An 18,841-nucleotide genomic window follows, 5' to 3' on the forward strand; every position below is an offset into this window, starting at 1 on the left:
GTGTTATTTCAATTCAATTCCGGCTCGCTCAAATGCTTCAGGTGCAAGCTTTTGCATATCCTTGAGCGTCATCGGTTTAAAGTTTTTGTGTAGCTGTAATTGTGCAAATCGCTCAGGCGACAGACCACCATCACGAAATAGCTTTCCTCTCGTTGGCCCAAGTATTAAATCTTGGCGCTTTGCAGGCTGGCGAGTTAACCACTCATAATAATTTTCTTCCCCCCATTCAGACCTGCCAACTGGCCTAGTGATTATCAAATCCGCAAAACTATCATTAAGAATTGGTAATCGCTGACTTCGGCAGTTAGGATGCAATGGCGGCATTGGACCAACACCAACCGGATATCTATTACCAGATAAAGCCCTGCACGTAGATGAGGTTTTATTGTCCAATATGGCGCTGAATTCTTCCTCTTTGATTAAATCGTCATTCTCCTTATAAAACTCCTGAGCCGCGCAAGTATGTGCATGCTGAATAGCAGTATTTGCAATTGTTCGGTAGTTATAAGTGATGCGAGATATTGTTGATGTTGTAACCTGCGACCTATCAATTGCAGCCCCGTTAATAGTGGCCTGTAGAGTTTGAATATTACTTTGTGCAGCCATAGCCAAAACGGCCTGATTCTCTACTTGTTGAACTGAACTATTTACCCAAGAGGATATAAACTTCTTGAGGAACAGTGAGCCTCCCCAAGCCGTTAATATCAGTGGTACATTTAAGATAGATTTCTCAACTTTATCAGCACTAGGCTTGCTTACTTCATTTGTCACTATTTGCGATAAGCTATCAACTTCAAGCTGACTTGACTCAACACCGATATCGATAACCGATTGCAGTAAATATTCAGAATAGCTGGTAAGAACTGGTGATAACTCTCGCTTTAACTCAGCAATGATGGCATTTAGTTTTGACCTCGATGTTATCTGGCCTGAGAAATTAGCTAACGCCTTAGCAACCGCCGCCCTTAACTCTCTTTGCATTGCCTCACTATCAACAATGCCAGCTTTGAGGCGTTCTAGGAGAATTTGGATCATCATTGAGTTGTCTAACATCAATTGTGATTGCATACTCACCTCTACATCATTGAGTTAGCTCTAGATAATTCTATCTCTTCGATAACATCCTCAGCTTTCTCATCTTGCGGAATAATATTGATACTTTGCAGGTACTTAACAAAATCAATCATTCGCATAGCACCTGATTGCAGAGCAGCAAGTAAAGCCGTAATTGCTTGAGAATCTAATTGTGCAACATCGTAAACTTTGTTCAATTCGATAGTCGCCTCACCACTTCCCGCAAACTGAATGCAGAATCCAAGCGCTCGGTTAAAAGCCTGCTCCACATTGCCAGCACACAAGGAAAGCACAGAGTTATCTGTTTGCGCCTCATCCTGAGCCTGTGTGGCTGTTCTAGCCGATGTACCGCGCTCAACTAACTTAGCCCCTAGCATTGCCATTTGCTTCTCTCTGCGCTCTGCTAGTGTGATTTGGATATTCCTATCTTCTGGCTGGGCAAACTTCATATCACCGCCGACAGGAAGCAACACACCTTTACGAGAGCCTACATTAAAACCATCTTTGAGATGATCTTGCACCCAAGTATTATCTAGACCAGTTAAAGCAATCATTGGCTGACCAACTGTGTGAGCTGACTCTGCAATATCTGCTTCGGCTTGGTAATGCTTGATATTTAAGTAAGCTATATCAGCAAGCGGTGGGGCGTCAGGGGTATGGTCATTGTTCATAGAACCAATCCATGACCACGGTAATTCACTCAAGGGCTTCCCAGTAGCATCACTCAATACAATCCAGTCTGTTACTTTTATATCGCCATCTTCATACCAACGGCGAGAATGGGCCACATCATCAATAAGCCGTAACTCAATCCAATTCTTCTGCATTTTTAGCTCAAAATCTTCGGTATCAACGGGCTCTTGATATTGAAGAACAACGAGTGATGTTTTCCCGTTAGTCACTCGCCAGTTAATGATTTCTTTTGCTGTAAACAATCGAATATATGGGCGGCCTTTATTTGCTTCAAACTGAACACCTGACCCGCTAAAATCGCTTAATAGGCCCGCACGTCCACGCTGTAAGTTTTGCGATAAAGCATCTCTTATCATTTGCGTTAATGGCTGGCCTTGACCGTCAATATCGGTTTCTAAATATTCAACGCCTCCGCTTACGCTAATCTTTACTGGCTTGCCAAATGCTATACCGAGTAGGCCACTTAACGTTCTACCCGTAGCATTAAGGAATGAAGCTCTCGCCAGATAACTCTTGTAACGTGAGTTATCTTTGTCATCAGCATCCTTTTTATCCGCTGGATGTGGTAAGTATTTTTCTTTTTTACTTTTTACAACTCGTTCGCCATCAACACAATCGCCAATCATGTCCCACTCAGGCAAAAACTCGCTGTACGCTGGATGTTTATAATCAACGTTTGTATTCATATTAGTTCCAGTTGAATTCTAGTTTCTCGGTTAGTCGCTTAACATTTCGTCTACTTACAGCAAAGTAACGGAACCCGTCAGCGTCATGTGATGTGTAGTCATGAAGTGGCTTATCTTTCCAACATCCCTTTTTGTCATCCCACTCTTTGCGATAAGCTTCAAGGTGTGCGATGCCTTCGCCGCATTTATGCTCATCAAATGCACAATGAGGGAGAATTTCACGTACCGCCTCAATACCCCCATCGATAGATACTCTCGGCACGACATTAAATCGAATTGAGTAAACCTGTCCGTCAATTTCATACCCTTCACGCGCTAACTCTCTACGTGATTTCGCATCTGAGCCAAACTCGCGGTTATCGATATCATGAGGTCCATTGTGACTTGCATATGTGTAGCCTTTGTCTTTCAGCACTTTCATGTAGTGTCGTAGACCTTCACCGCTGTTTGAGTAGTGGTCTATGACATGGAACTCTTCGCCCACTTCACGAATAAACCAGATTGACGTTGAGTCACCCACGCCAATATCCCAGTATGTGTGAACGGGTAAGTGTGAATTATTAGGAAGTGTGCCAATGCGTTTATTCTCGTACAAAAAGCGGAATTGTTTAGCGTAATAAGCACCCTCAACCGATTGCTGAAATGCTTCAGACGGTATTGACGGGTATTCTCGCTTCATATCTTCGCCGAGTGTTTTCTCTTTGGCGTAGTACCATGCTTTCTGGCGCTCGTTTAATTGAACACCATGTTTGCTGGCTATCTCATCGAAATAATCAACTAACCGTTGCGGTAATGGCTCAACAGGGTTGATGGCATACTCTGGATTCTTCCACCATGAGAAGAAAAAGAACTTCCAGTCTAGGTTAGAGAGAGTCTTATTCTGAATTTGCGCTTTCTCAGCAGACTGGCAATAATCGAAGAAATAACCTGCTCGACCCTCCGCTGTGCTTTCAATCGTCGTAAAACAATCGCTTGATACCGCCTCAAATGCGCCAGTGACAATCTCACGTGCTTTCTCTGGATACTTAGCACATATCTTACCGAACTCAGAAACGTGCAAATAGCGGAGCGTACCGCCACGAAATGACGTGCTGATATAAAGTGACCCGCCTTTACTAAACACCAACTCACCAGCCGCATCATTACTCGCTGGGTTAGCCGCTTTGATTTCATCGGGTAGCTTGTCATAGGCATACTTTATCTTTTCCCTGAATAGTCGCTTAGCATCGTTAAGTGTGTGGGCTATCAATGCACATTTCGCAGCCTCAAATAACGCTGCGTCTAGCTGGATAATGCAAACCTCAGTAGTGAAGCCAAGCTGACGGGCTTTAAGGATAATGTTTCGCGTGTGCATCCCTTCAAAGTATTCAAGCTGCTCAGGCGTCATTTTAAATCGAACTGGCTTACCTTCTTTGTTTGTGATCCAGTATAGGTGGTTCAATCGCCAGAGCTTATCTCTTAATAATGCAAGATGTTCTGGCTTCATGATTATTCCTTAGATAAGTCATCCATTAGTTCTGATAGCTGACTAGCTGTCTTATTCGGCTGAGCATCATCAAGCCCGTATGCTTGACGCTCAAGCCCAACCAAGTTTTTGAGTGTTTCACTTAATGCTTTGGCTGACTTAACGCGCTCAGGCAGGGAGATGATTGAGTGATAAATTTCATTGAGTTTGTCGCGTCCGTTGTCATCAGGACTAAACATTAACTCGCCAAGTTTTCTTAAAGCTGGCACATCAGCACATTCAGCAGATAGTTCATCAAATAAGTTGTTAGTTAATTCTCTAGCCCTTCGAATATCGCCTCTATGCTCCATGCGGACATTAGCGATAACCTCGGCATTAGCCTCAATAAGTTGCCGTTCTGAAATAGCCTTTTCGGTGGCAACCAGACTGGCAACCTCCCTTTTGGCAACCAAGTTTTCAGCCCTAGCCTTAACCTTTGCCTTTAAATCTCGCTCCCATCCTTCTTTCTTGGCGCGCTTACTTATCGCCTGATGGGTTATCTCGTATTGAGATGCTATTTCCCTTATGGACATCACGCCAGCTCGGTAAGCCGACTCGATGGCCTCCCAATCTGGTCTTTTAGCCATATCCATTCCTTAAATAAAAAAGGCCACTAGGGCCTATTGTAATGTTGCAGTGTGTGATGGTTGATTGCTCGATGGATAAAGCAATTGCATTTGTCCTTTAACATCAAAAGCAGCCATACATCGAGCATCAAAGTCTTTGTAGTCAACAGAACTATTAGCAATATTTGTTACTGCCACCATTTGCTGCTCTACCGCACGCAAGGCATCACCTTTCAGATACTGATGGATTTTTTCTCTGTCGCCTTTATTTTCTTTGACTGATTCATACACATAATCAGGCAATGCAACGCCATAAACCCATTTAGCCGTGATGCCAGCGAACAATAATGGACAACCGCCAACATGACCAAAATAAGGAGTCCCTGACATCTTTGATAGCGCTCTATAATAGGGTTCTTGAAATCTCTTTTCCCACTCAGTAGCTTCTTTGTATGTCAGTAACCCAATAACCTGATCTTCGGTCAATGTCATACTCTGTGACATCAACATGTTTTTAATGTGCCGGTCACAAGCGCGAGCAAATTTTGGTGATAACCATCTAGCAAACTCAATTACTAATTCAGGATGGATCCAAGTACCGCCATGTCGTCCTTTTTCTACTCGAACTAAAAGGGGAGAAATCTCCTCTTTAGAATTATACGCTTCAATATCAAGCTCTTTGCCAACCTCGTAGATATACTCTTTAGTTGATGAGACCCTTAACCAGTCTTTGGTTAGTTTTCCAAAGTGCCTAGCTGCTGCTGTAGCATTAACCCAACAATCGCCATTAAACGGGATCAGAGTTTCGTCATACTTCATAGGTACGATTTTAATCATTGCATATTTCCTATAGAAAGAGAGCCTGTAGCACAGAAAAGCCGCCCCAAGAGAGCTTGCCAGCTATAACGGCAGTTCTCAGGCTCACTTTCTGTAGCCTCTTGGTGTTTTAAATGTGCGTGCTATGCACAGAGCGAAATGCGATTTATGTAGATACGGGATAATCCCGTATGTAGATATAACCTGTTGATTATGCTTAATTCTGTCACAAAACTAGATTACCTGCTCATTGGTCATCGAATCAGTGACCAATGGAAATAGATGGTAATGCATTGTTTTTATTACTAACGGTCAAATTGACCGCCTTTACGTGTCGTTGTGGGCTAAATGGCGATTTCCAGCATGCCTATACTGTCATGGCAGAAAGCCCCTGATTTCTCAGAGGCTCATTATTCGCTTGCATATTTTGAATACGTTAACTACATTTAATGTGATATTCATTTGTTCAACAGATGTGCTTAGCCCAACGCTGTGTGGGCTTTTTTTTATTCAATTACCCGCCGTTGTTGTTCAATTTCCCGTATTGCTTTCTTGTCTGACATTAAAAACTAACGCCTAAATCTCGCAATTGAGATTCCACTTTCATTAAGCGACTAGTAAATGTCATCTTGCCGATAATGTCATTCCACGAAATGCCATCTAGAATACGTTGCACCTCGCTTCTTTCGGCAAGTAAAAAAACGACCTCTAAGCTCACTGTAAACACTCCGTTCTAATGTAGTCTTGCAACCCCTTAATCATCTGCTCTGACTCTGCAATTCTGTTTCTGAGTAACCAATAATTTCTGACAGCGGAGTCAGTAGGTCTGGCGGTTGCTCCATCATCCAAGCCGGAGGTGGAACTGCCTTCGCCTTTCGGACAACTGGCTCTGATGTACACCCGCTCAGGATTACGCTCAGCAGCAATACGCAACTGGTCAATTTCATTCTTTGCACTGACTAACTCCTGAGTGTATTTAATATCGAGTTGATTTAATCGAGTGATACGGGCTTGATAGTCTTTGTTGATGTCGACTTGTTGTGAGAGTTGTTCAGTGAGTGATTGGTTTTCTTTACTCAACTCGCCAACTTTTACAACTAAGTATTGGAGTGAAAAAACACAAATCACAGAGCCAATTAAAAGAACCCATTTACCAATACTCATAACAACAACCAAGCATCTTCAAATACTTTCTGACTGTACGGCTGATAACCAAGCTCAACACCGACAATCGCCGTAGCCAACGCAATGGCAACTGATTTAGATGAAACATTAATAGGTTCATTTACGCTAACACCGATATCTTTAGCCGCTCGATTAATGTAACCAGTAGTATTATTTTCATTTGGTGGCGCATACCGATCGATAATCGACTCGACAGTGTTGAGTTCGTATTTCTTTTGGTATGTTTGCAGTAATTTATAGATTGCCCGAATACCGTATTCAGGTGATACGAATTGGCAGAAGCTCGGATCTGTTTGCTGTGCGGATAGTCCTTGCCATTTTGAGCCGTGTCGAATATTGCCCGGATTGTTATTGCGCTCGCCGCGTGCTGGTCTAGCCATTTTTACTAACCCCTCTAAATATTTGCATCACGTTCCCACGACTAAGAATTATTAGTGCGCATAGCGTGATATTGATTCCGACTTCAAATGGATCTGCATGCGCGTAGTCATTCGTTAATATGCGTAGTGGGATAGAACCAAGCATAACAATGAGAACCCATGCTATAAGTGACGGAAAGAATTTGTATTTAGCGCCATTACGCTCATAGTTAACAAGACGAATAACAGCGAATAAGCATGAGAAAAAATTGACGTAAATCCAAAACATTGAGATGGTCATCTTCCACCTCCTCTGAATTTATCTATCAGGTTGTTAATAACGTTGTTGATACTGTCTGTGAGAGCACCGGGTTTAGATATTGTTACCAATACGCCAACCAAACCAGCCGATGAGAACATAGCACCAACAGAGCGATCAACCTCTCTATCTCCGATAATGCCACTCAGTAGTGACGACATGAAATCAGCGCCTAATATCCCAATCGCAAATGCAACCGTGAAATACGCCCATCGCTTTAACAGCCGGATATCATGAGCAGACAATACAAATATCACCGCCCCTGCGAACGCACCGATTACAACGCCTGCGTCCATACCTGAATAGAGACCTACAATAGAGACACCCGCTAACGAGGCGGTTGCTGTGCCTGTTAACGGCTCTTGCATATATGTAGTCCTGATTAGTTAATAGAAAGCCACCATTAGGTGACCGGATTTGGATTAATGAATTTAATCAGCATTTGAGATAAGTTAAATGTTCAGCCCTATGTAACTTACCGAAGCGATGGCTGATTAACTTCGGTGTGAGGACTTTTATGACGATTACTGAAAAAGATAAAACACTTAGAGAAATACAAGATGAAGTTGCAGCACTTCGAATTGCATTCGGATATCTCGGATGTGTAATTCCACGTGATAATGCAGTTATGCTCGCCGATTTAATTGTGGCAATGGCTGACCATCAAGGGTTTGATGATAGCGTAAAAGAAAAACTAAAATTCCTTGCTGAGCAATTAAAAGGGAATGCTCAAGAACAAGGTAAGTTTGTTCAATTGTAATTACTAAGAACGGAGCTTCATTGGAGGTGCTGTTAATTTATCTACAAAAATAACATCATCTCCACCTTCTGGCGATTTACCCATTCTATCGCTTAAGGTGGAGATAACCTCGCCTTGTTGATGTGATGCAAGCTCTAATGCTGTTACTCGTGCTGATAATTCACTGATCGCTGATTCTAAATGTTGATTGCTCATAACTACCTCTCTTAAATAGAAAGCCGCGCACAGCTCTTTAGTGAGGGTAAAGATTAGCAGCTGATTCTGTGGCGGCATATTTGGTGCACCGAGACGGGATTCGAACCCATAACCAAGCAATTATGAGTTGCCTGCTCTGCCGTTGAGCTACTGGTGCATATACGAAACCATTTCGGTGATATCAACAAAATGGTAGAAACAAAAAACCCCGCCAGAAAGCAGGGTCTTATAGAATTTGATGTAAGTTGATCATTTTTTTGATCTTTTTGTGTTTGAACATATAATGATCGAATATCTGGTGTGTTTATCGAGAACCCTACACTAGATATAGGGAACCCCTAAGTAGTATCGAGCTACAAAGGGGTAAATAAAACTGTCAGGTTTTACATGTGATCACCTTTTCAGTCTATTTCACTTGGTGATCTGTGTAAAGCCCTGTTATTTATACAGGAGTTCTTTATATGGGTAGAAATATCTGTAAAAACCCACATCGTTATGATTCCGCTTTCGATTATCTGTCTGATAACCAAGGTCAAACTGGCAGACATAAATGCGCAGGCTGTGCATTTGAATTAGGCCGCCAACACGCCCTTATCGGAGCACCAAAAGCCAAAAATGATTCTGTTTTGGAGTATATTCCAAACAGTCAAGCTGGCGCAGTTCGACACAAAGATGCATTTGAAGCTTATAACCACGGGTATAATTCAGTGGTTGATATGGCACTAAGCAAAGCTGCATAAGATTGAAAATAATCAATGGCTACTTCGGTAGCCTTTTTTGTGCCTGTAATAAAGGCCGCACTAGGCGACCTCTTGAATGTGAAACTTGCAAGCAATCCTTACAGCTTTAATTGGCGATATCGGAATTCCGATATCGGAATAATATCAACCAGTTATGAATAGACTGTCAGATAAAGCCTGTTTCTTTTTTTAAATTGGTTGGTTAAAATAAAAGACGACCAAGAGTTTTTTTGGTTTAGCTATAAACATGATTTGCAATCTTTTGCCACCATCCTAAAAAGTTGGTGGCTTTTTTATGCTCACTCGAATTCATCAAGCATATAAACCCTTGCAATGCAAAAAGCCCCACCGAAGTGAGGCTCTATTAATCTGGTTAAGCCAACCTAAGAACAATTAAGGCAGCTTACCTGATAAGTATTGTCCATTTGGCCATTTCTGTCAATAGCAAAGTTCAGTTATTTTTCTAACTTTAGCTACACGTTTGCGACCGTTCATTGCATTTCGTAGAGGTTCGTATAATAACCACTGGCAAGCTTTCAGTTTTTCATCAACTTCTCTTCGGCATGTTCGCAATGATGGAATCTTTACTTTTCCTCCTGACCTTGTGTTCATTTTGCGAGGTTTTGCATTGTTATGGTAGTAAGATGCTATCGAAAGCTTTGACGCACCGTACACGTAGTAACTTATCAGTATCTTATAAGCCTGCTTGTCAATGGCGATGACAGAATCTATGACCTGAGAAATCAACATTCCGTCATCGTCATTGCACATCGGTCGTGTTAGATTTTTGCTTGGGTCAACTGATTGCATGAATTTGTATATGATGTTAATTTTCCTCATGTCTACTCGGCCTGAGTGAACCCAAGCGCCCCACAATTCAAGCCATCCGTTAAGCCAGTCGAATTGCTCCTTTGTAAGTTCTTTCTCTCCGATGTAGTTCATCTCACCCCCTGCAATACTTCACTCTTTCCTTTTATCGCTCCGCCGATTCCACCGCGATGTATAACCATAAGCTGCCCATTTACAATGATGTGCTTTTCTGCTCGCGTATCGAATGCGTACTTCTTTACTGTATTTCGCGATGCGCTTATCCAGCCAGCTACCTTGGTTTGATTTCCTCTTGCTTTGATGAGTAATTCTGGAATGGTTGTTATCTCAGCCTGCATCCTCTATCTCCCATATTGTGATATCCAGTAAGCCGCCACTTACCCTTTCACCACGCCTGATCCGCATATCATCAATCTGGTTGTCGTCCTTCCAGAAACCGGCGTGAGTAAGCGAATCGAAAACAGCTTTAGGCAAGTTATCGAGGTCTCTTTTGCGTTTGTCTGGAGGGTTTGCAGTGATGATTATCTTGATGCGAGAGGTGGTTTTGATATCTAGGTTTTTCTGTTCTATGTAATCTATGACTTGCTCTCGGTAGGTTTCACCTTTTTTTGATATATAGTGACGTCCTTTACAGTGTCGCCAATACGTATTAACTGAAGGTGGCCACGGTAATTTAAGGTGATATTCATTCATGCCTTAATCTTCCCCTCGCTCTGCAATATATCCTGAGTTCGCATTACACCCTCCAAGTGACATTGCTTTGCATATTCAGCATCCGTGATTCGCGTCCTGCGGTCGATTTCGTCATGGCAAGCACTACACGCCCAAGCTATAAATAAATCGCTAGGCTTGCATCCTGTGCCGCATAATCCAGCCATTCGATAATGAGCACCCACCACAGTTTCGGTGTTGCCGTTGCAGACTGACGGTATCCTTACTTGGCACTCTCTGCCTTTTGCTTCTTTGCGTAAGTTAGCCATATATCGCCTCCATGAATATCCATGCAGATGCAAATAGACAAGCAAATATGGCAACCATAAATAACTTGGCTCCGAGTGTTACCCTCGATTTCTTTGGCTGAGCCTTCATGATAATTTGACCGTCGTCGCTAATATCGAATTTATCAATATTTTCGCGTAATGCTTTGATTAATCTCTGCTCAGTTGATTGAAGATATACCTCTTCTTCAGGCTTGATAAATGCACCTGCCTTTTGTAGATGACCATCGCATTTCTTACAAACGTTTTGCCATTTCTGTCCAATGAAACTATGGCCACACCATTTGCATTCTGTATGCGTGTATTTCCCATCTGGGTAATCCCTTTCTGTTTGTGCAAAACTCACTTTCTCGCCCTCCGCTTCTTGGCTGCTCTGTTTATCTTTGCGTGACCTGTGATGCGCTTAGTTGATGTGGGGTAGCTGTACCAACTGCGACTATGGTTGATAGCCCATAAGGCGTTCTGTGCTGACAGTGACGCCAGAGCGATTGCCATTTTTGATATGATGTTCATCTCTCTTGCTGCTCCTCAAAAGAATGTCAGTAAACGATTCTCAGTGATTTCATTACATCCTCTGAAAATGTGTTTTATTGCTGCGTTAATCATGGCTTTGTAACAGCGTTCGAATTCGTCTGGTTCCATGTTGGCAAATGACAAGCTCTTAGCCTCTGTGCGCACTTCACCGTTTAGCCTTACCGTTTGCTCATAAAATCCTGCAAGTATCGTTAAATCCTTCCTGAAGCGCTCAAATTGGCTATGCTCATCCATACAGTCGAGTCCTGCTTTATTTGCGCACCAGTGGTCGAAACAGAATTTGAAGAATACGAACATTTTTCGATGGAAAGCGGGGTTTCTTGTGAGCTTGGCGCTGAAGGTGTACATCTCGCCATTTTTGAATTTTGTTAAACGTGGTAGGTCGTGTTCGAATGCCGGTGCAAATATGCCATTGGCGCATTTGACCATTTCTATTTCCAAGTTAGCCTCCTATTTTTTCCTGTCGAACTTTCTCATTTTCAGCAAGATAACCCCAATGGCTTTTAGTCCGTTGTCATAACGATTGAATAAGCCATTAGCAATTTTCTTGTTATATATCAGAATGGTTCTTATAGCTGACAGCACCAAGAGAATTGGAAGTAGAATAAATACAACAGTAGTTGCTATTGGGTTCCCTTTGTAGCTATCGATAATTTCCTGCGCCAGTGTCTTTTTGCTATCACTCACTGTTAGCTCTCCTGTTCCATGCTGCTATGGCTGCTTGACGGCTAGTACAGGTCTCTTCAATTAGCCCTTTAAACTTGCAGTCATGAACAACTGTTACTAAATACGGCTTAGTTTTATCGACCTGAAACCTGATAAACTCTGGTATTTCTCCGCATTCAGGACATTCCTCAAGTTCGCTCATCATTCACCCTCTGGCATTGGTGGGAGTGGCATCCAGTGAGTTGCTATCCATTGAGGGTTTCCACGGTAGAAAGCCTTTGCCATTAACCCCTTTGAGGAATTGAAGGTTTCTAGTTTGTCAGCTGTAAATCTATCTCCAGTGAAAATATTGCAACACAAAACATCAGTCTTGATCGGCGGCTCTTGCTCGCTCACCTTAACCCAATTAGTTCCCTGCATTAGATGCCTCCCGTTGGATTTTTGCTGTGCCTGAATTGCCGAATGTGTGAATAATTTCAGGTAATCCGCTGTTTTTACGATTGTTACGAATCATTGCGCCAAAGGTGTCATAATGATTTAGTAGTCCAGCAATATGGGATGCTCTATTTCTCATGCTACGCCCCATATCCCTGCGATTAACCCTGCGATAATGAGCCATTACGATTTCACGCCAGCGCCCTCTATCTGGATAGCCAGCGGCTGCATGAGTGCGTCTTGTAATTGCCATTTTTTGCTTTTCCCATGCTATGGTTAAATCTTCTAATGTCGTTACTTTAGTCATAAAAATCAGCCTGTTTGCATAAAGTTAATAATCGAATGAATGTCTTACCTCGCGGGATTAGCTTCTTTTTGTTGATTGCTAGCTCACAAAAGAATATGTCGTACCCCTTCCAATTCGCGGCGCTGTATGTTCTCTGGGTTAATGTCATCGCCTGTTGTTCGTATGCATCATTCAGCTCTGTTAACGTTGTTCCTTTCATCACTCAACACCTCGCTTAATTGATGGCGCTATGGTATTCGACGCTTAAGTTATCTACATGAGCGCCACCTAAATTAGCCCAGAAGATCACTGTCGCCTCTGCATCTAATTCACATTCAGCTGCCATTAGCTTTTCAAATGGCTTTCCGTTCCATGTGCCAGTAATTTTGTAAACTGCTCCATCGTCCATCTAGAAGTCCTTATGATTTGGTGTGTTACACGTCCGCGCCTTGGAATCGGCGTTGCTGAGGTTTGCTACTTTGCAAGCAAGCGTTAGCGGCTTCCGCTTGGTCCACATCCATAAAGTGACCATTCTTGAATCGCTGGTATACGGTCCCTGTTTTGCCGAATCGGTTTTTAGTCACGATAATTTCAGCATATGGGGCCGCTGGTGAGTTCTCGTTATAAACCGCATCACGGTAAAGCATAATGATAGAATCCGCATCTTGCTCAATGCTTCCCGAGTCGCGCAAATCACCATTCACGGGGCGTTTGTTTGGTCGCTTCTCAACATCTCGTGAAAGCTGGCTAAGTGAGATAACTGGGGTTAGTAATTCTTTGGCCATTCCCTTGAGATTTGATGAGATATAACCAATTGCAAGGTCGTTACGCTCTGCTTTTGGTTTTTCTATCAGGCCCAAGTAATCGACTAGAATTAATGCCAATGATGGATATTGCTGCTTGTGGCGTTTTGCTATGGCCCTGATTTGGTCCACATCGAGTTTACTTGCATCGACAATCCACACATCCAAATCTTGGACACGACCGATACCATCGGAAACTCTTGCCCATCCTTCATCATCCATTTTTGCAGGGTTTCTCAGTGATGAAACTGATAGGCCCGATGCCCCAGCAATTTGACGCTCCATGATTTGACGTGAACTCATTTCCATTGAGAAAATCAGAACGCCTTTCTTGTGCCCCGTTTTTTTATCGACTTGTGAAGCTACGCCCTCAGTTACTCGCAATGCAAACTCGGTTTTCCCCATTGCTGGACGGGCCGCGACGATAACGAGATCCACTGCGTTGATACCGCCAGTAATTTCATCAAGTTCAGGAATGCCAGTTTTCAGCGTGTCTGACTCATCGCCATTAGTTAGCCGTTGTTCTAACACCTCCGTAAAATCGGCTATCAGGTCCTTGGTGTGAACTGGTTTAATTTCATCGTTAGCGGCCCGTAGTTCGTTGGCCTTTTTGATGAGTTGGTCCATTGCTTCGGCGGCTGCGTCAATCGTTCCTGATTCGATAACGTGGCGGTGTTGGTCCATCAAGCTAATCATTTCACGTCGATTGTGGTTATCAGTCACCATCTTAGCGTAGCCTTTCAAGTTTGCTGCGCTTGGGCAGTTCTTGGCAGCTTCCATGATGTCAGCGAAATGCTTATCACCCATTGCCTCGGCAACCATCATTAAATCAATCATGCCGCGAGTTTTGGCTTGTTTCTGAATAACTTTGTAGGTTTCTCGGTAGAAATGAGATCCGAATGCTTCAGGTTTTAAAGTGGCGAGTACATCTGATGCGTTGAGTGTTAGTCCGTCTTTCAGCAAGCCGCCAATTACGCTTGCTTCGATTTGCTGATTAATCATTGATAAACCCCTGTTAAACTTGGCTTTCCTTCCTTGACTGCTGTCAGTGTTTTTTCTTTCAGCAGGTGATCAATATCGGCTACCCAGCCCGAGTCATTATCACCAAAGTAAAACGGCTTAGCCATTCTCACAAAGGCGCGAACATAGGCTCGCCAGCCGTCAACATTGGGAGTCGCGAGTTTTTCAATTAATTTTTTGAACTTGCGTTTACGCTCCGAATTAACATCTCTTGCGTGTGGCAAGCGGTCGCCCACTTCCTCGTTGTACGCATCAAGGTATTCTTGGTAGTACCCGGCAGGTTTTTTATCAATCTCCCCCTCGTTCGCGTTAACAACCGAAATGCCGCCAACCTCGTAAACCTCGTTGATGGAGGTTTCCCTGAGCATCACAATGCCAGCAGGGAGCTGCTGAAGTTTGAAAATAGATTTTTCTCTAGGGGATTTCTGGTCTAACTCAATCCCACAGATCGCCCCGTTAGCATTCGTAACATACAGATCAATCTTGCCCTTGCGTCCATCGCCGCGATCGGCAACCGTGTATTCCCGCTGGCACAGGTACCCTGATTTTAAAATCTCTGCTTCCACAGCGTTGTGAAGCTCTTTGGCTGTCGAGCAATTGAATTTACCCTGCAGGAGTTTAATGAGCTCATCACGAAAAATTAAATTATCCGCCTCGCCCCACTGAAGGGTATGGGTAGCATTGTCTTTCTTTTCTTTTGTAATAGTTTCTTTTGTGTTTAGCTGACTTGGCTTATGTGAATTAGCCGTTTTAGCTAATGTTTTATTAGCTGACTTAGCTAATGTTTCGCTAACTTGGCTAATATTAAAATTCCACTCAGTAAAATCTTTGTTAATTCCAATTTTATTACCTGATGAAATAACAATATTCATAGCAATCATTTCATTCTTCGCTTTGCAAACATGAGTATGATGAATGCCCGTCATTTCAGCTATTTGAGTATTTGTAATACGGTCTAACTTTTTGCCGAAGCCGTATGTCTTTCTGATGATCGCCATAACGACTTTTAGTTGTCTTGCTGTTAAATCTGCACACATAACAGCTTCAAATAGGTCGTTGGCTATTCTTGTGTAACCATCTTCAAGATTTGCCACTGTTGACCTCTCTTGCCGTCGTTGATTACCAAAATCAGCATATGCAACGTTACTCATGCGGTTCCCCTCCCAATAGTTCTTTCCTGTGAGCATTCCTTATTTTTGCATCTTCAAAAGCTTCTCTAAGTCGCTTTATCCCTAGTGGGGTTACTTTCCTGAGTTCCCTATCTCGCACGATGTTTTTATGCACAGCATGATAATTAAAGTCATGATTTCGTTTATTTTTCATGGTATAATTCTCTTATTCCCAAGCTGTATCAGACAAGAGAAACCTAAATTTCCCTTGTCACCATTACTGGTTATTGATACAGTTATTTTGTTAGTCAAATGTCTAGTTTTATCTGAGCCTCACCTGTTCCCGCAGTTGAGGTTTTTCTTTTTGGATACCTGACATGCTCTAGCATCTGAATTAATGCCCTAGCCTCATCACCCCGAATAATCACTGTGTCATCATGACTGTCATACCCAATAGCAACTAAAAGCCTTGCACATCGCTGTATGAAACTTAAATGTGATTTCGATTGCGGTGATTGCCAGCGTGATATTTGTGACTCGTGAATCCCTGTTCTCTTTGCTACTTCTCTAGCGCCAGTAACAAGAATTCCTTTCATAATTTTTGATTCGATTTCTCGAAATTTGCTTTCGTTTGATATTTCCATTCCGTATATTCCATTAAATAAATACAGTTAGTCCGTTGCTCACGATCCTGTGAGTGTGTTGATAAATATTGTCGAGCTAGTGTCTCTTTCGCTCTCATTCGACTTTTAGCCATCCAATTTGGCAGATCCTCGAGGCCGACAATATACTGTGCCGTTCAGTTGACTCTTTGTTTTTAATCTTTATTACGCTGCCAGTTCAGGCCAGTTCTTTTCCCAGTCATCTGGATATAGGTCTTTTCTGGTTACTTTTGAATTACTGTTAACTTCGATTGCCACACACAAAGCGGCACCTAGTTTTGAGCCCTTTGTTAAAGCTTTTCTGAGGTAACCAATTGAAGTTCCGCATTTTTTAGCGAACTTCTCTTGCTCAGAAACAGAAAGGGAATTTAGGAATATCCGTAATTGTTCCATTTGTTGTCCTTGTTTACCTAAACATGAAATAAATATACCCGTAGGTAAATTAAATATCAATACCTACAGGCAATTTACCAGCAGGTATTTTTGATAGATGATTTACTTATGAACGCAGAAACTGAATTATTTGAAAAAAGACGCCAAAAACTGGCTGAGCTTGTTGCTCGTTATGAGACGCAAGAGGAATTTGCACGCGCCATTGGTAAAGACAAATCCTATGTATCCAGAATGCTCTACCCGCCTAGCAAATCTGGATATAAGCGAATAGGTGACAAGATGGTTTTAGCTATTCAGGATGCTTTAGGGCTGCCTGCTGGGTGGATGGACGGTATTGTTGAATCAGAAATTCCGCAGCCATCCAGATCATATAAGGTTGAAGTTCTTGATGTTGAGGCTAGTGCAGGGGCTGGTGTTGTCGTACTTGATGAGTTTATAGAAACAATAACGGCAATTGAATATTCAGACGAAGAAGCCAAGCGTTTATTTGGTGGTAGACCAGCTCATACAATCAAGATGATCACTGTTCGCGGTGATTCGATGGCAGAGACATTTGAGCCACGGGATCAAATATTTGTTGATATGACCGTGAATCACTTTGATGGTGATGGGATTTATGTATTTATCCTGAATAACCAGCTTTATATAAAACGCCTTCAAATGCAATACAAGCGCCTTGCTGTGATTTCTGATAATCCTAAGTATGAAACTTGGTATCTGGAAGAAAACAATATTGACGGTATGTTTATTCACGCCAAAGTGCTAGTTAGCCAATCAATCAAATACAAATATCACGGTTAGCCAGTGGCCTGACGACACGTTTTAGGGTGTGTAATATTTAAACTTGACTAGATTCTCTTATCAATCTAGTTTAAATTGAATTAGTAGCTTTTTAGTGATAGATTTTTAGCCCCTTTGTTTTATAGGTTCAATATATGGAAGTGCTACCTGAGACTTTAGGGTTACCTTTAGGAGGTCATATGAGAATCAATCAAAAAAGAAAAGATTTTTACAAAAAAGTATTTGAACCAGTTAAAGCTAAAAAGGTATCTCCAACTGAATATCTAGAAATAGTTCAGAATCATACTGATAATATTGAAAGAGTTGAGTATTTAGCGCCGAAGATTGGTGATGACAACTTTGGTTCATTTAAAGTTACTTATAGAATACCAGTACTTTGTGAAGTTAATATATGAGTGCAAATGAATCCCCAAACCTGCCATCAACAGTAGCGGATGAGCCAGATAAAAACCAGCAGCAAACCAAAAAAGATAAGCCAAATCCAATAGCAGCTATCGAGAAGTTTGTTGAGGTTCAATCTAAAGAGATTGAATTAAAATCTAAAGAGATTGATTTTAAAACGCAAGAGCTAGAGATAAGACGACAAGAGATTGAAAGCAATAGAGAGATAGCTCTTAAGTCTATCGATGCTCAAAAGGAAGACAGAGAAACACAAACTCGCTTTTTTAGCGGGCTAGAAACTAAAAAGGTTTACTTTAAATGCTTGGTTGCAGTGTGCGTTGTACTTGTTGTTATAGTTTCAATGTATACTGGTAATGCTCAATATGCGATTGAATTAGCTAAAATAGGTGGTGGGGTGCTAGCTGGATACCTTGCTGGAGTATACAAAGGAAAGTCAGATCAGCTAGAGCGAACCTCAACGCAAAAAAATGAAGATTAACTAATGACATCTTTAGAAGCCCTCCCCCGCGAGGGCTTTTTTGTGCCCGAAATTCCCCGTCAGTGTGATTTTCCTCGCAAGATAAATAATTTTTGAAAATAAATTACCTGAAAAAATCAATTAGGTAAACTTTTCACGTCAAATTGTTTACCTTTGGGTATTTACTTTTAAATTACCTCTAGGTATATTTTAATTATCGAAGGGCAACCAGAGATAAAAGATAGTCGAACGGCGCGACTTTAAACCCTGCGTCGGGCACTCGGCGGGTTCAGGTACGAACGGCAATGAGATGCACTACAGATTACTTATGAAATAACAATATTTGCATAAGTCATTTGATAGGAGCAGCGCATGAAAACGAAAGTTACCTGTCCGTTGTGTCTAAGGACATTTGACCCACGATTGCCAGTTATGCACATAAGCAGGTATCACAAAGATGCCACTGATACGCAGCTAGCAAAGATTAGAAACGTCCGCAGAAATGCGGCACACGCAAGCCGATTATGAGCGGCAGTTCAGTCACAGCAAG

At 42.2% G+C, this 18,841-nt stretch carries 32 protein-coding genes, 1 tRNA gene and 2 pseudogenes; 5 read left to right on the top strand and 30 right to left on the bottom strand.

The window, feature by feature from the left end; all coding sequences use genetic code 11:
• Positions 1 to 3 precede the first annotated feature (3 nt).
• The 10 genes from P2E05_RS15665 to P2E05_RS15710 all read right to left on the bottom strand — a co-directional run bounded on the left by P2E05_RS15665 (position 4) and on the right by P2E05_RS15710 (position 7,570).
• Positions 4 to 1,068, bottom strand: a complete 1,065-nt coding sequence (locus tag P2E05_RS15665; RefSeq protein WP_272578239.1) for a minor capsid protein — start codon at positions 1,066 to 1,068, stop codon at positions 4 to 6.
• Positions 1,069 to 1,076: 8 nt separating this feature from the next.
• Positions 1,077 to 2,453 (bottom strand): DUF4055 domain-containing protein, encoded by a 1,377-nt coding sequence (locus P2E05_RS15670; protein ID WP_272578240.1) that lies wholly within the window; start codon positions 2,451 to 2,453, stop codon positions 1,077 to 1,079.
• A 1-nt stretch (position 2,454) separates the two neighbouring features.
• Positions 2,455 to 3,939: a terminase gene (locus P2E05_RS15675; RefSeq protein ID WP_272578241.1), complete on the bottom strand. Its 1,485-nt coding sequence runs from the start codon at positions 3,937 to 3,939 to the stop codon at positions 2,455 to 2,457.
• Positions 3,940 to 3,941: 2 nt separating this feature from the next.
• The gene (locus P2E05_RS15680; protein WP_170833832.1) at positions 3,942 to 4,544 is read right to left on the bottom strand and encodes a hypothetical protein; all 603 of its coding nucleotides are present in this window, start codon (positions 4,542 to 4,544) and stop codon (positions 3,942 to 3,944) included.
• A gap of 33 nt (positions 4,545 to 4,577) precedes the next feature.
• The gene (locus tag P2E05_RS15685; RefSeq protein ID WP_272578242.1) at positions 4,578 to 5,360 is read right to left on the bottom strand and encodes a KilA-N domain-containing protein; all 783 of its coding nucleotides are present in this window, start codon (positions 5,358 to 5,360) and stop codon (positions 4,578 to 4,580) included.
• A 541-nt stretch (positions 5,361 to 5,901) separates the two neighbouring features.
• Positions 5,902 to 6,057 (bottom strand): hypothetical protein, encoded by a 156-nt coding sequence (locus P2E05_RS15690; protein WP_169342200.1) that lies wholly within the window; start codon positions 6,055 to 6,057, stop codon positions 5,902 to 5,904.
• Complete coding sequence (locus tag P2E05_RS15695) at positions 6,054 to 6,503, bottom strand: lysis protein (protein WP_272578243.1); 450 nt, start codon at positions 6,501 to 6,503, stop codon at positions 6,054 to 6,056. The genes P2E05_RS15690 and P2E05_RS15695 overlap by 4 nt, the downstream gene beginning before the upstream one ends.
• Positions 6,500 to 6,904 carry a structural protein gene (locus tag P2E05_RS15700; protein WP_123822231.1) on the bottom strand — a complete coding sequence of 135 codons (405 nt, stop codon included), beginning with the start codon at positions 6,902 to 6,904 and terminating at the stop codon, positions 6,500 to 6,502. The genes P2E05_RS15695 and P2E05_RS15700 overlap by 4 nt, the downstream gene beginning before the upstream one ends.
• Positions 6,897 to 7,184, bottom strand: coding sequence for a phage holin family protein (locus tag P2E05_RS15705; RefSeq protein ID WP_036970165.1), 288 nt, complete (start codon positions 7,182 to 7,184; stop codon positions 6,897 to 6,899). Before P2E05_RS15705 ends, P2E05_RS15700 begins: the two co-directional genes overlap by 8 nt.
• Positions 7,181 to 7,570, bottom strand: a complete 390-nt coding sequence (locus P2E05_RS15710) for a putative holin (protein ID WP_014656499.1) — start codon at positions 7,568 to 7,570, stop codon at positions 7,181 to 7,183. The genes P2E05_RS15705 and P2E05_RS15710 overlap by 4 nt, the downstream gene beginning before the upstream one ends.
• 149 nt (positions 7,571 to 7,719) lie before the next feature.
• On the opposite strand from P2E05_RS15710, the gene P2E05_RS15715 reads away from it, so the two are divergent.
• Positions 7,720 to 7,962, top strand: a complete 243-nt coding sequence (locus tag P2E05_RS15715) for a hypothetical protein (protein ID WP_014656500.1) — start codon at positions 7,720 to 7,722, stop codon at positions 7,960 to 7,962.
• Between the two features lie 3 nt (positions 7,963 to 7,965).
• Here P2E05_RS15715 and P2E05_RS15720 read toward each other — a convergent pair whose 3' ends face one another.
• The gene (locus P2E05_RS15720; RefSeq protein WP_014656501.1) at positions 7,966 to 8,157 is read right to left on the bottom strand and encodes a hypothetical protein; all 192 of its coding nucleotides are present in this window, start codon (positions 8,155 to 8,157) and stop codon (positions 7,966 to 7,968) included.
• 81 nt (positions 8,158 to 8,238) lie between these two features.
• Positions 8,239 to 8,314: transfer RNA gene (locus P2E05_RS15725), tRNA-Ile, on the bottom strand.
• A gap of 304 nt (positions 8,315 to 8,618) precedes the next feature.
• Here P2E05_RS15725 and P2E05_RS15730 point away from each other — a divergent pair.
• On the top strand, positions 8,619 to 8,897 hold the full coding sequence (locus tag P2E05_RS15730) for a hypothetical protein (RefSeq protein ID WP_115113587.1): 279 nt from the start codon (positions 8,619 to 8,621) through the stop codon (positions 8,895 to 8,897).
• Positions 8,898 to 9,335: 438 nt separating this feature from the next.
• On the opposite strand, the gene P2E05_RS15735 is transcribed toward P2E05_RS15730, so the two are convergent.
• The 18 genes and pseudogenes from P2E05_RS15735 to P2E05_RS15820 all read right to left on the bottom strand — a co-directional run bounded on the left by P2E05_RS15735 (position 9,336) and on the right by P2E05_RS15820 (position 16,631).
• The gene (locus P2E05_RS15735; protein ID WP_272578244.1) at positions 9,336 to 9,839 is read right to left on the bottom strand and encodes an antiterminator Q family protein; all 504 of its coding nucleotides are present in this window, start codon (positions 9,837 to 9,839) and stop codon (positions 9,336 to 9,338) included.
• On the bottom strand, positions 9,836 to 10,063 hold the full coding sequence (locus P2E05_RS15740; RefSeq protein ID WP_154599042.1) for a protein ninH: 228 nt from the start codon (positions 10,061 to 10,063) through the stop codon (positions 9,836 to 9,838). Before P2E05_RS15740 ends, P2E05_RS15735 begins: the two co-directional genes overlap by 4 nt.
• On the bottom strand, positions 10,053 to 10,418 hold the full coding sequence (gene rusA / locus P2E05_RS15745; RefSeq protein WP_276122883.1) for a crossover junction endodeoxyribonuclease RusA: 366 nt from the start codon (positions 10,416 to 10,418) through the stop codon (positions 10,053 to 10,055). Before rusA ends, P2E05_RS15740 begins: the two co-directional genes overlap by 11 nt.
• Positions 10,415 to 10,705, bottom strand: coding sequence for a DUF1364 domain-containing protein (locus P2E05_RS15750; protein ID WP_276122884.1), 291 nt, complete (start codon positions 10,703 to 10,705; stop codon positions 10,415 to 10,417). Before P2E05_RS15750 ends, rusA begins: the two co-directional genes overlap by 4 nt.
• A complete protein-coding gene (locus P2E05_RS21720) occupies positions 10,698 to 11,069 on the bottom strand; it encodes a hypothetical protein (protein WP_276122885.1) in 372 nt (123 codons plus the stop codon). Before P2E05_RS21720 ends, P2E05_RS15750 begins: the two co-directional genes overlap by 8 nt.
• Positions 11,066 to 11,236 carry a hypothetical protein gene (locus P2E05_RS21725; RefSeq protein ID WP_276145364.1) on the bottom strand — a complete coding sequence of 57 codons (171 nt, stop codon included), beginning with the start codon at positions 11,234 to 11,236 and terminating at the stop codon, positions 11,066 to 11,068. Before P2E05_RS21725 ends, P2E05_RS21720 begins: the two co-directional genes overlap by 4 nt.
• A gap of 15 nt (positions 11,237 to 11,251) precedes the next feature.
• Positions 11,252 to 11,698, bottom strand: a complete 447-nt coding sequence (locus P2E05_RS15765) for a DUF1367 family protein (RefSeq protein WP_276122886.1) — start codon at positions 11,696 to 11,698, stop codon at positions 11,252 to 11,254.
• Positions 11,699 to 11,707: 9 nt separating this feature from the next.
• Positions 11,708 to 11,944 (bottom strand): hypothetical protein, encoded by a 237-nt coding sequence (locus P2E05_RS15770; RefSeq protein ID WP_276122887.1) that lies wholly within the window; start codon positions 11,942 to 11,944, stop codon positions 11,708 to 11,710.
• Between the two features lie 180 nt (positions 11,945 to 12,124).
• The gene (locus P2E05_RS21730) at positions 12,125 to 12,343 is read right to left on the bottom strand and encodes a DUF551 domain-containing protein (protein ID WP_276122888.1); all 219 of its coding nucleotides are present in this window, start codon (positions 12,341 to 12,343) and stop codon (positions 12,125 to 12,127) included.
• Positions 12,330 to 12,665, bottom strand: coding sequence for a hypothetical protein (locus tag P2E05_RS15780; protein ID WP_276122889.1), 336 nt, complete (start codon positions 12,663 to 12,665; stop codon positions 12,330 to 12,332). Before P2E05_RS15780 ends, P2E05_RS21730 begins: the two co-directional genes overlap by 14 nt.
• Entirely contained in the window at positions 12,658 to 12,864 is a 207-nt protein-coding gene (locus P2E05_RS15785; RefSeq protein WP_276122890.1) for a hypothetical protein, read from the bottom strand. The genes P2E05_RS15780 and P2E05_RS15785 overlap by 8 nt, the downstream gene beginning before the upstream one ends.
• Positions 12,865 to 12,879: 15 nt before the next feature.
• A complete protein-coding gene (locus P2E05_RS15790; protein ID WP_164717587.1) occupies positions 12,880 to 13,053 on the bottom strand; it encodes a hypothetical protein in 174 nt (57 codons plus the stop codon).
• A gap of 25 nt (positions 13,054 to 13,078) precedes the next feature.
• On the bottom strand, positions 13,079 to 14,446 hold the full coding sequence (locus P2E05_RS15795) for a replicative DNA helicase (protein ID WP_272657357.1): 1,368 nt from the start codon (positions 14,444 to 14,446) through the stop codon (positions 13,079 to 13,081).
• Positions 14,446 to 14,736, bottom strand: a pseudogene (locus P2E05_RS15800) (replication protein); the annotation flags it as partial. The pseudogene P2E05_RS15800 and the gene P2E05_RS15795, both read right to left, overlap by 1 nt.
• Before the next feature lie 603 nt (positions 14,737 to 15,339).
• Positions 15,340 to 15,654: pseudogene (locus P2E05_RS21735) on the bottom strand (replication protein); the annotation flags it as partial.
• On the bottom strand, positions 15,611 to 15,790 hold the full coding sequence (locus P2E05_RS21740; protein WP_276145365.1) for a hypothetical protein: 180 nt from the start codon (positions 15,788 to 15,790) through the stop codon (positions 15,611 to 15,613). The pseudogene P2E05_RS21735 and the gene P2E05_RS21740, both read right to left, overlap by 44 nt.
• A gap of 94 nt (positions 15,791 to 15,884) precedes the next feature.
• Positions 15,885 to 16,220, bottom strand: a complete 336-nt coding sequence (locus tag P2E05_RS15815) for a CII family transcriptional regulator (protein WP_276122891.1) — start codon at positions 16,218 to 16,220, stop codon at positions 15,885 to 15,887.
• Between the two features lie 183 nt (positions 16,221 to 16,403).
• The gene (locus tag P2E05_RS15820; protein ID WP_071548404.1) at positions 16,404 to 16,631 is read right to left on the bottom strand and encodes a transcriptional regulator; all 228 of its coding nucleotides are present in this window, start codon (positions 16,629 to 16,631) and stop codon (positions 16,404 to 16,406) included.
• A 108-nt stretch (positions 16,632 to 16,739) separates the two neighbouring features.
• On the opposite strand from P2E05_RS15820, the gene P2E05_RS15825 reads away from it, so the two are divergent.
• The 3 genes from P2E05_RS15825 (at position 16,740) to P2E05_RS15835 (ending at position 18,312) form a co-directional block, all read left to right on the top strand.
• Entirely contained in the window at positions 16,740 to 17,432 is a 693-nt protein-coding gene (locus tag P2E05_RS15825) for an XRE family transcriptional regulator (protein ID WP_163860935.1), read from the top strand.
• A 134-nt stretch (positions 17,433 to 17,566) separates the two neighbouring features.
• Positions 17,567 to 17,827, top strand: coding sequence for a hypothetical protein (locus tag P2E05_RS15830; protein WP_163860934.1), 261 nt, complete (start codon positions 17,567 to 17,569; stop codon positions 17,825 to 17,827).
• Positions 17,824 to 18,312, top strand: coding sequence for a hypothetical protein (locus P2E05_RS15835; protein WP_060554528.1), 489 nt, complete (start codon positions 17,824 to 17,826; stop codon positions 18,310 to 18,312). The genes P2E05_RS15830 and P2E05_RS15835 overlap by 4 nt, the downstream gene beginning before the upstream one ends.
• Positions 18,313 to 18,841: the final 529 nt, after the last annotated feature.

Source organism: Providencia stuartii (assembly GCF_029277985.1).
GTDB lineage: Bacteria > Pseudomonadota > Gammaproteobacteria > Enterobacterales > Enterobacteriaceae > Providencia > Providencia zhejiangensis.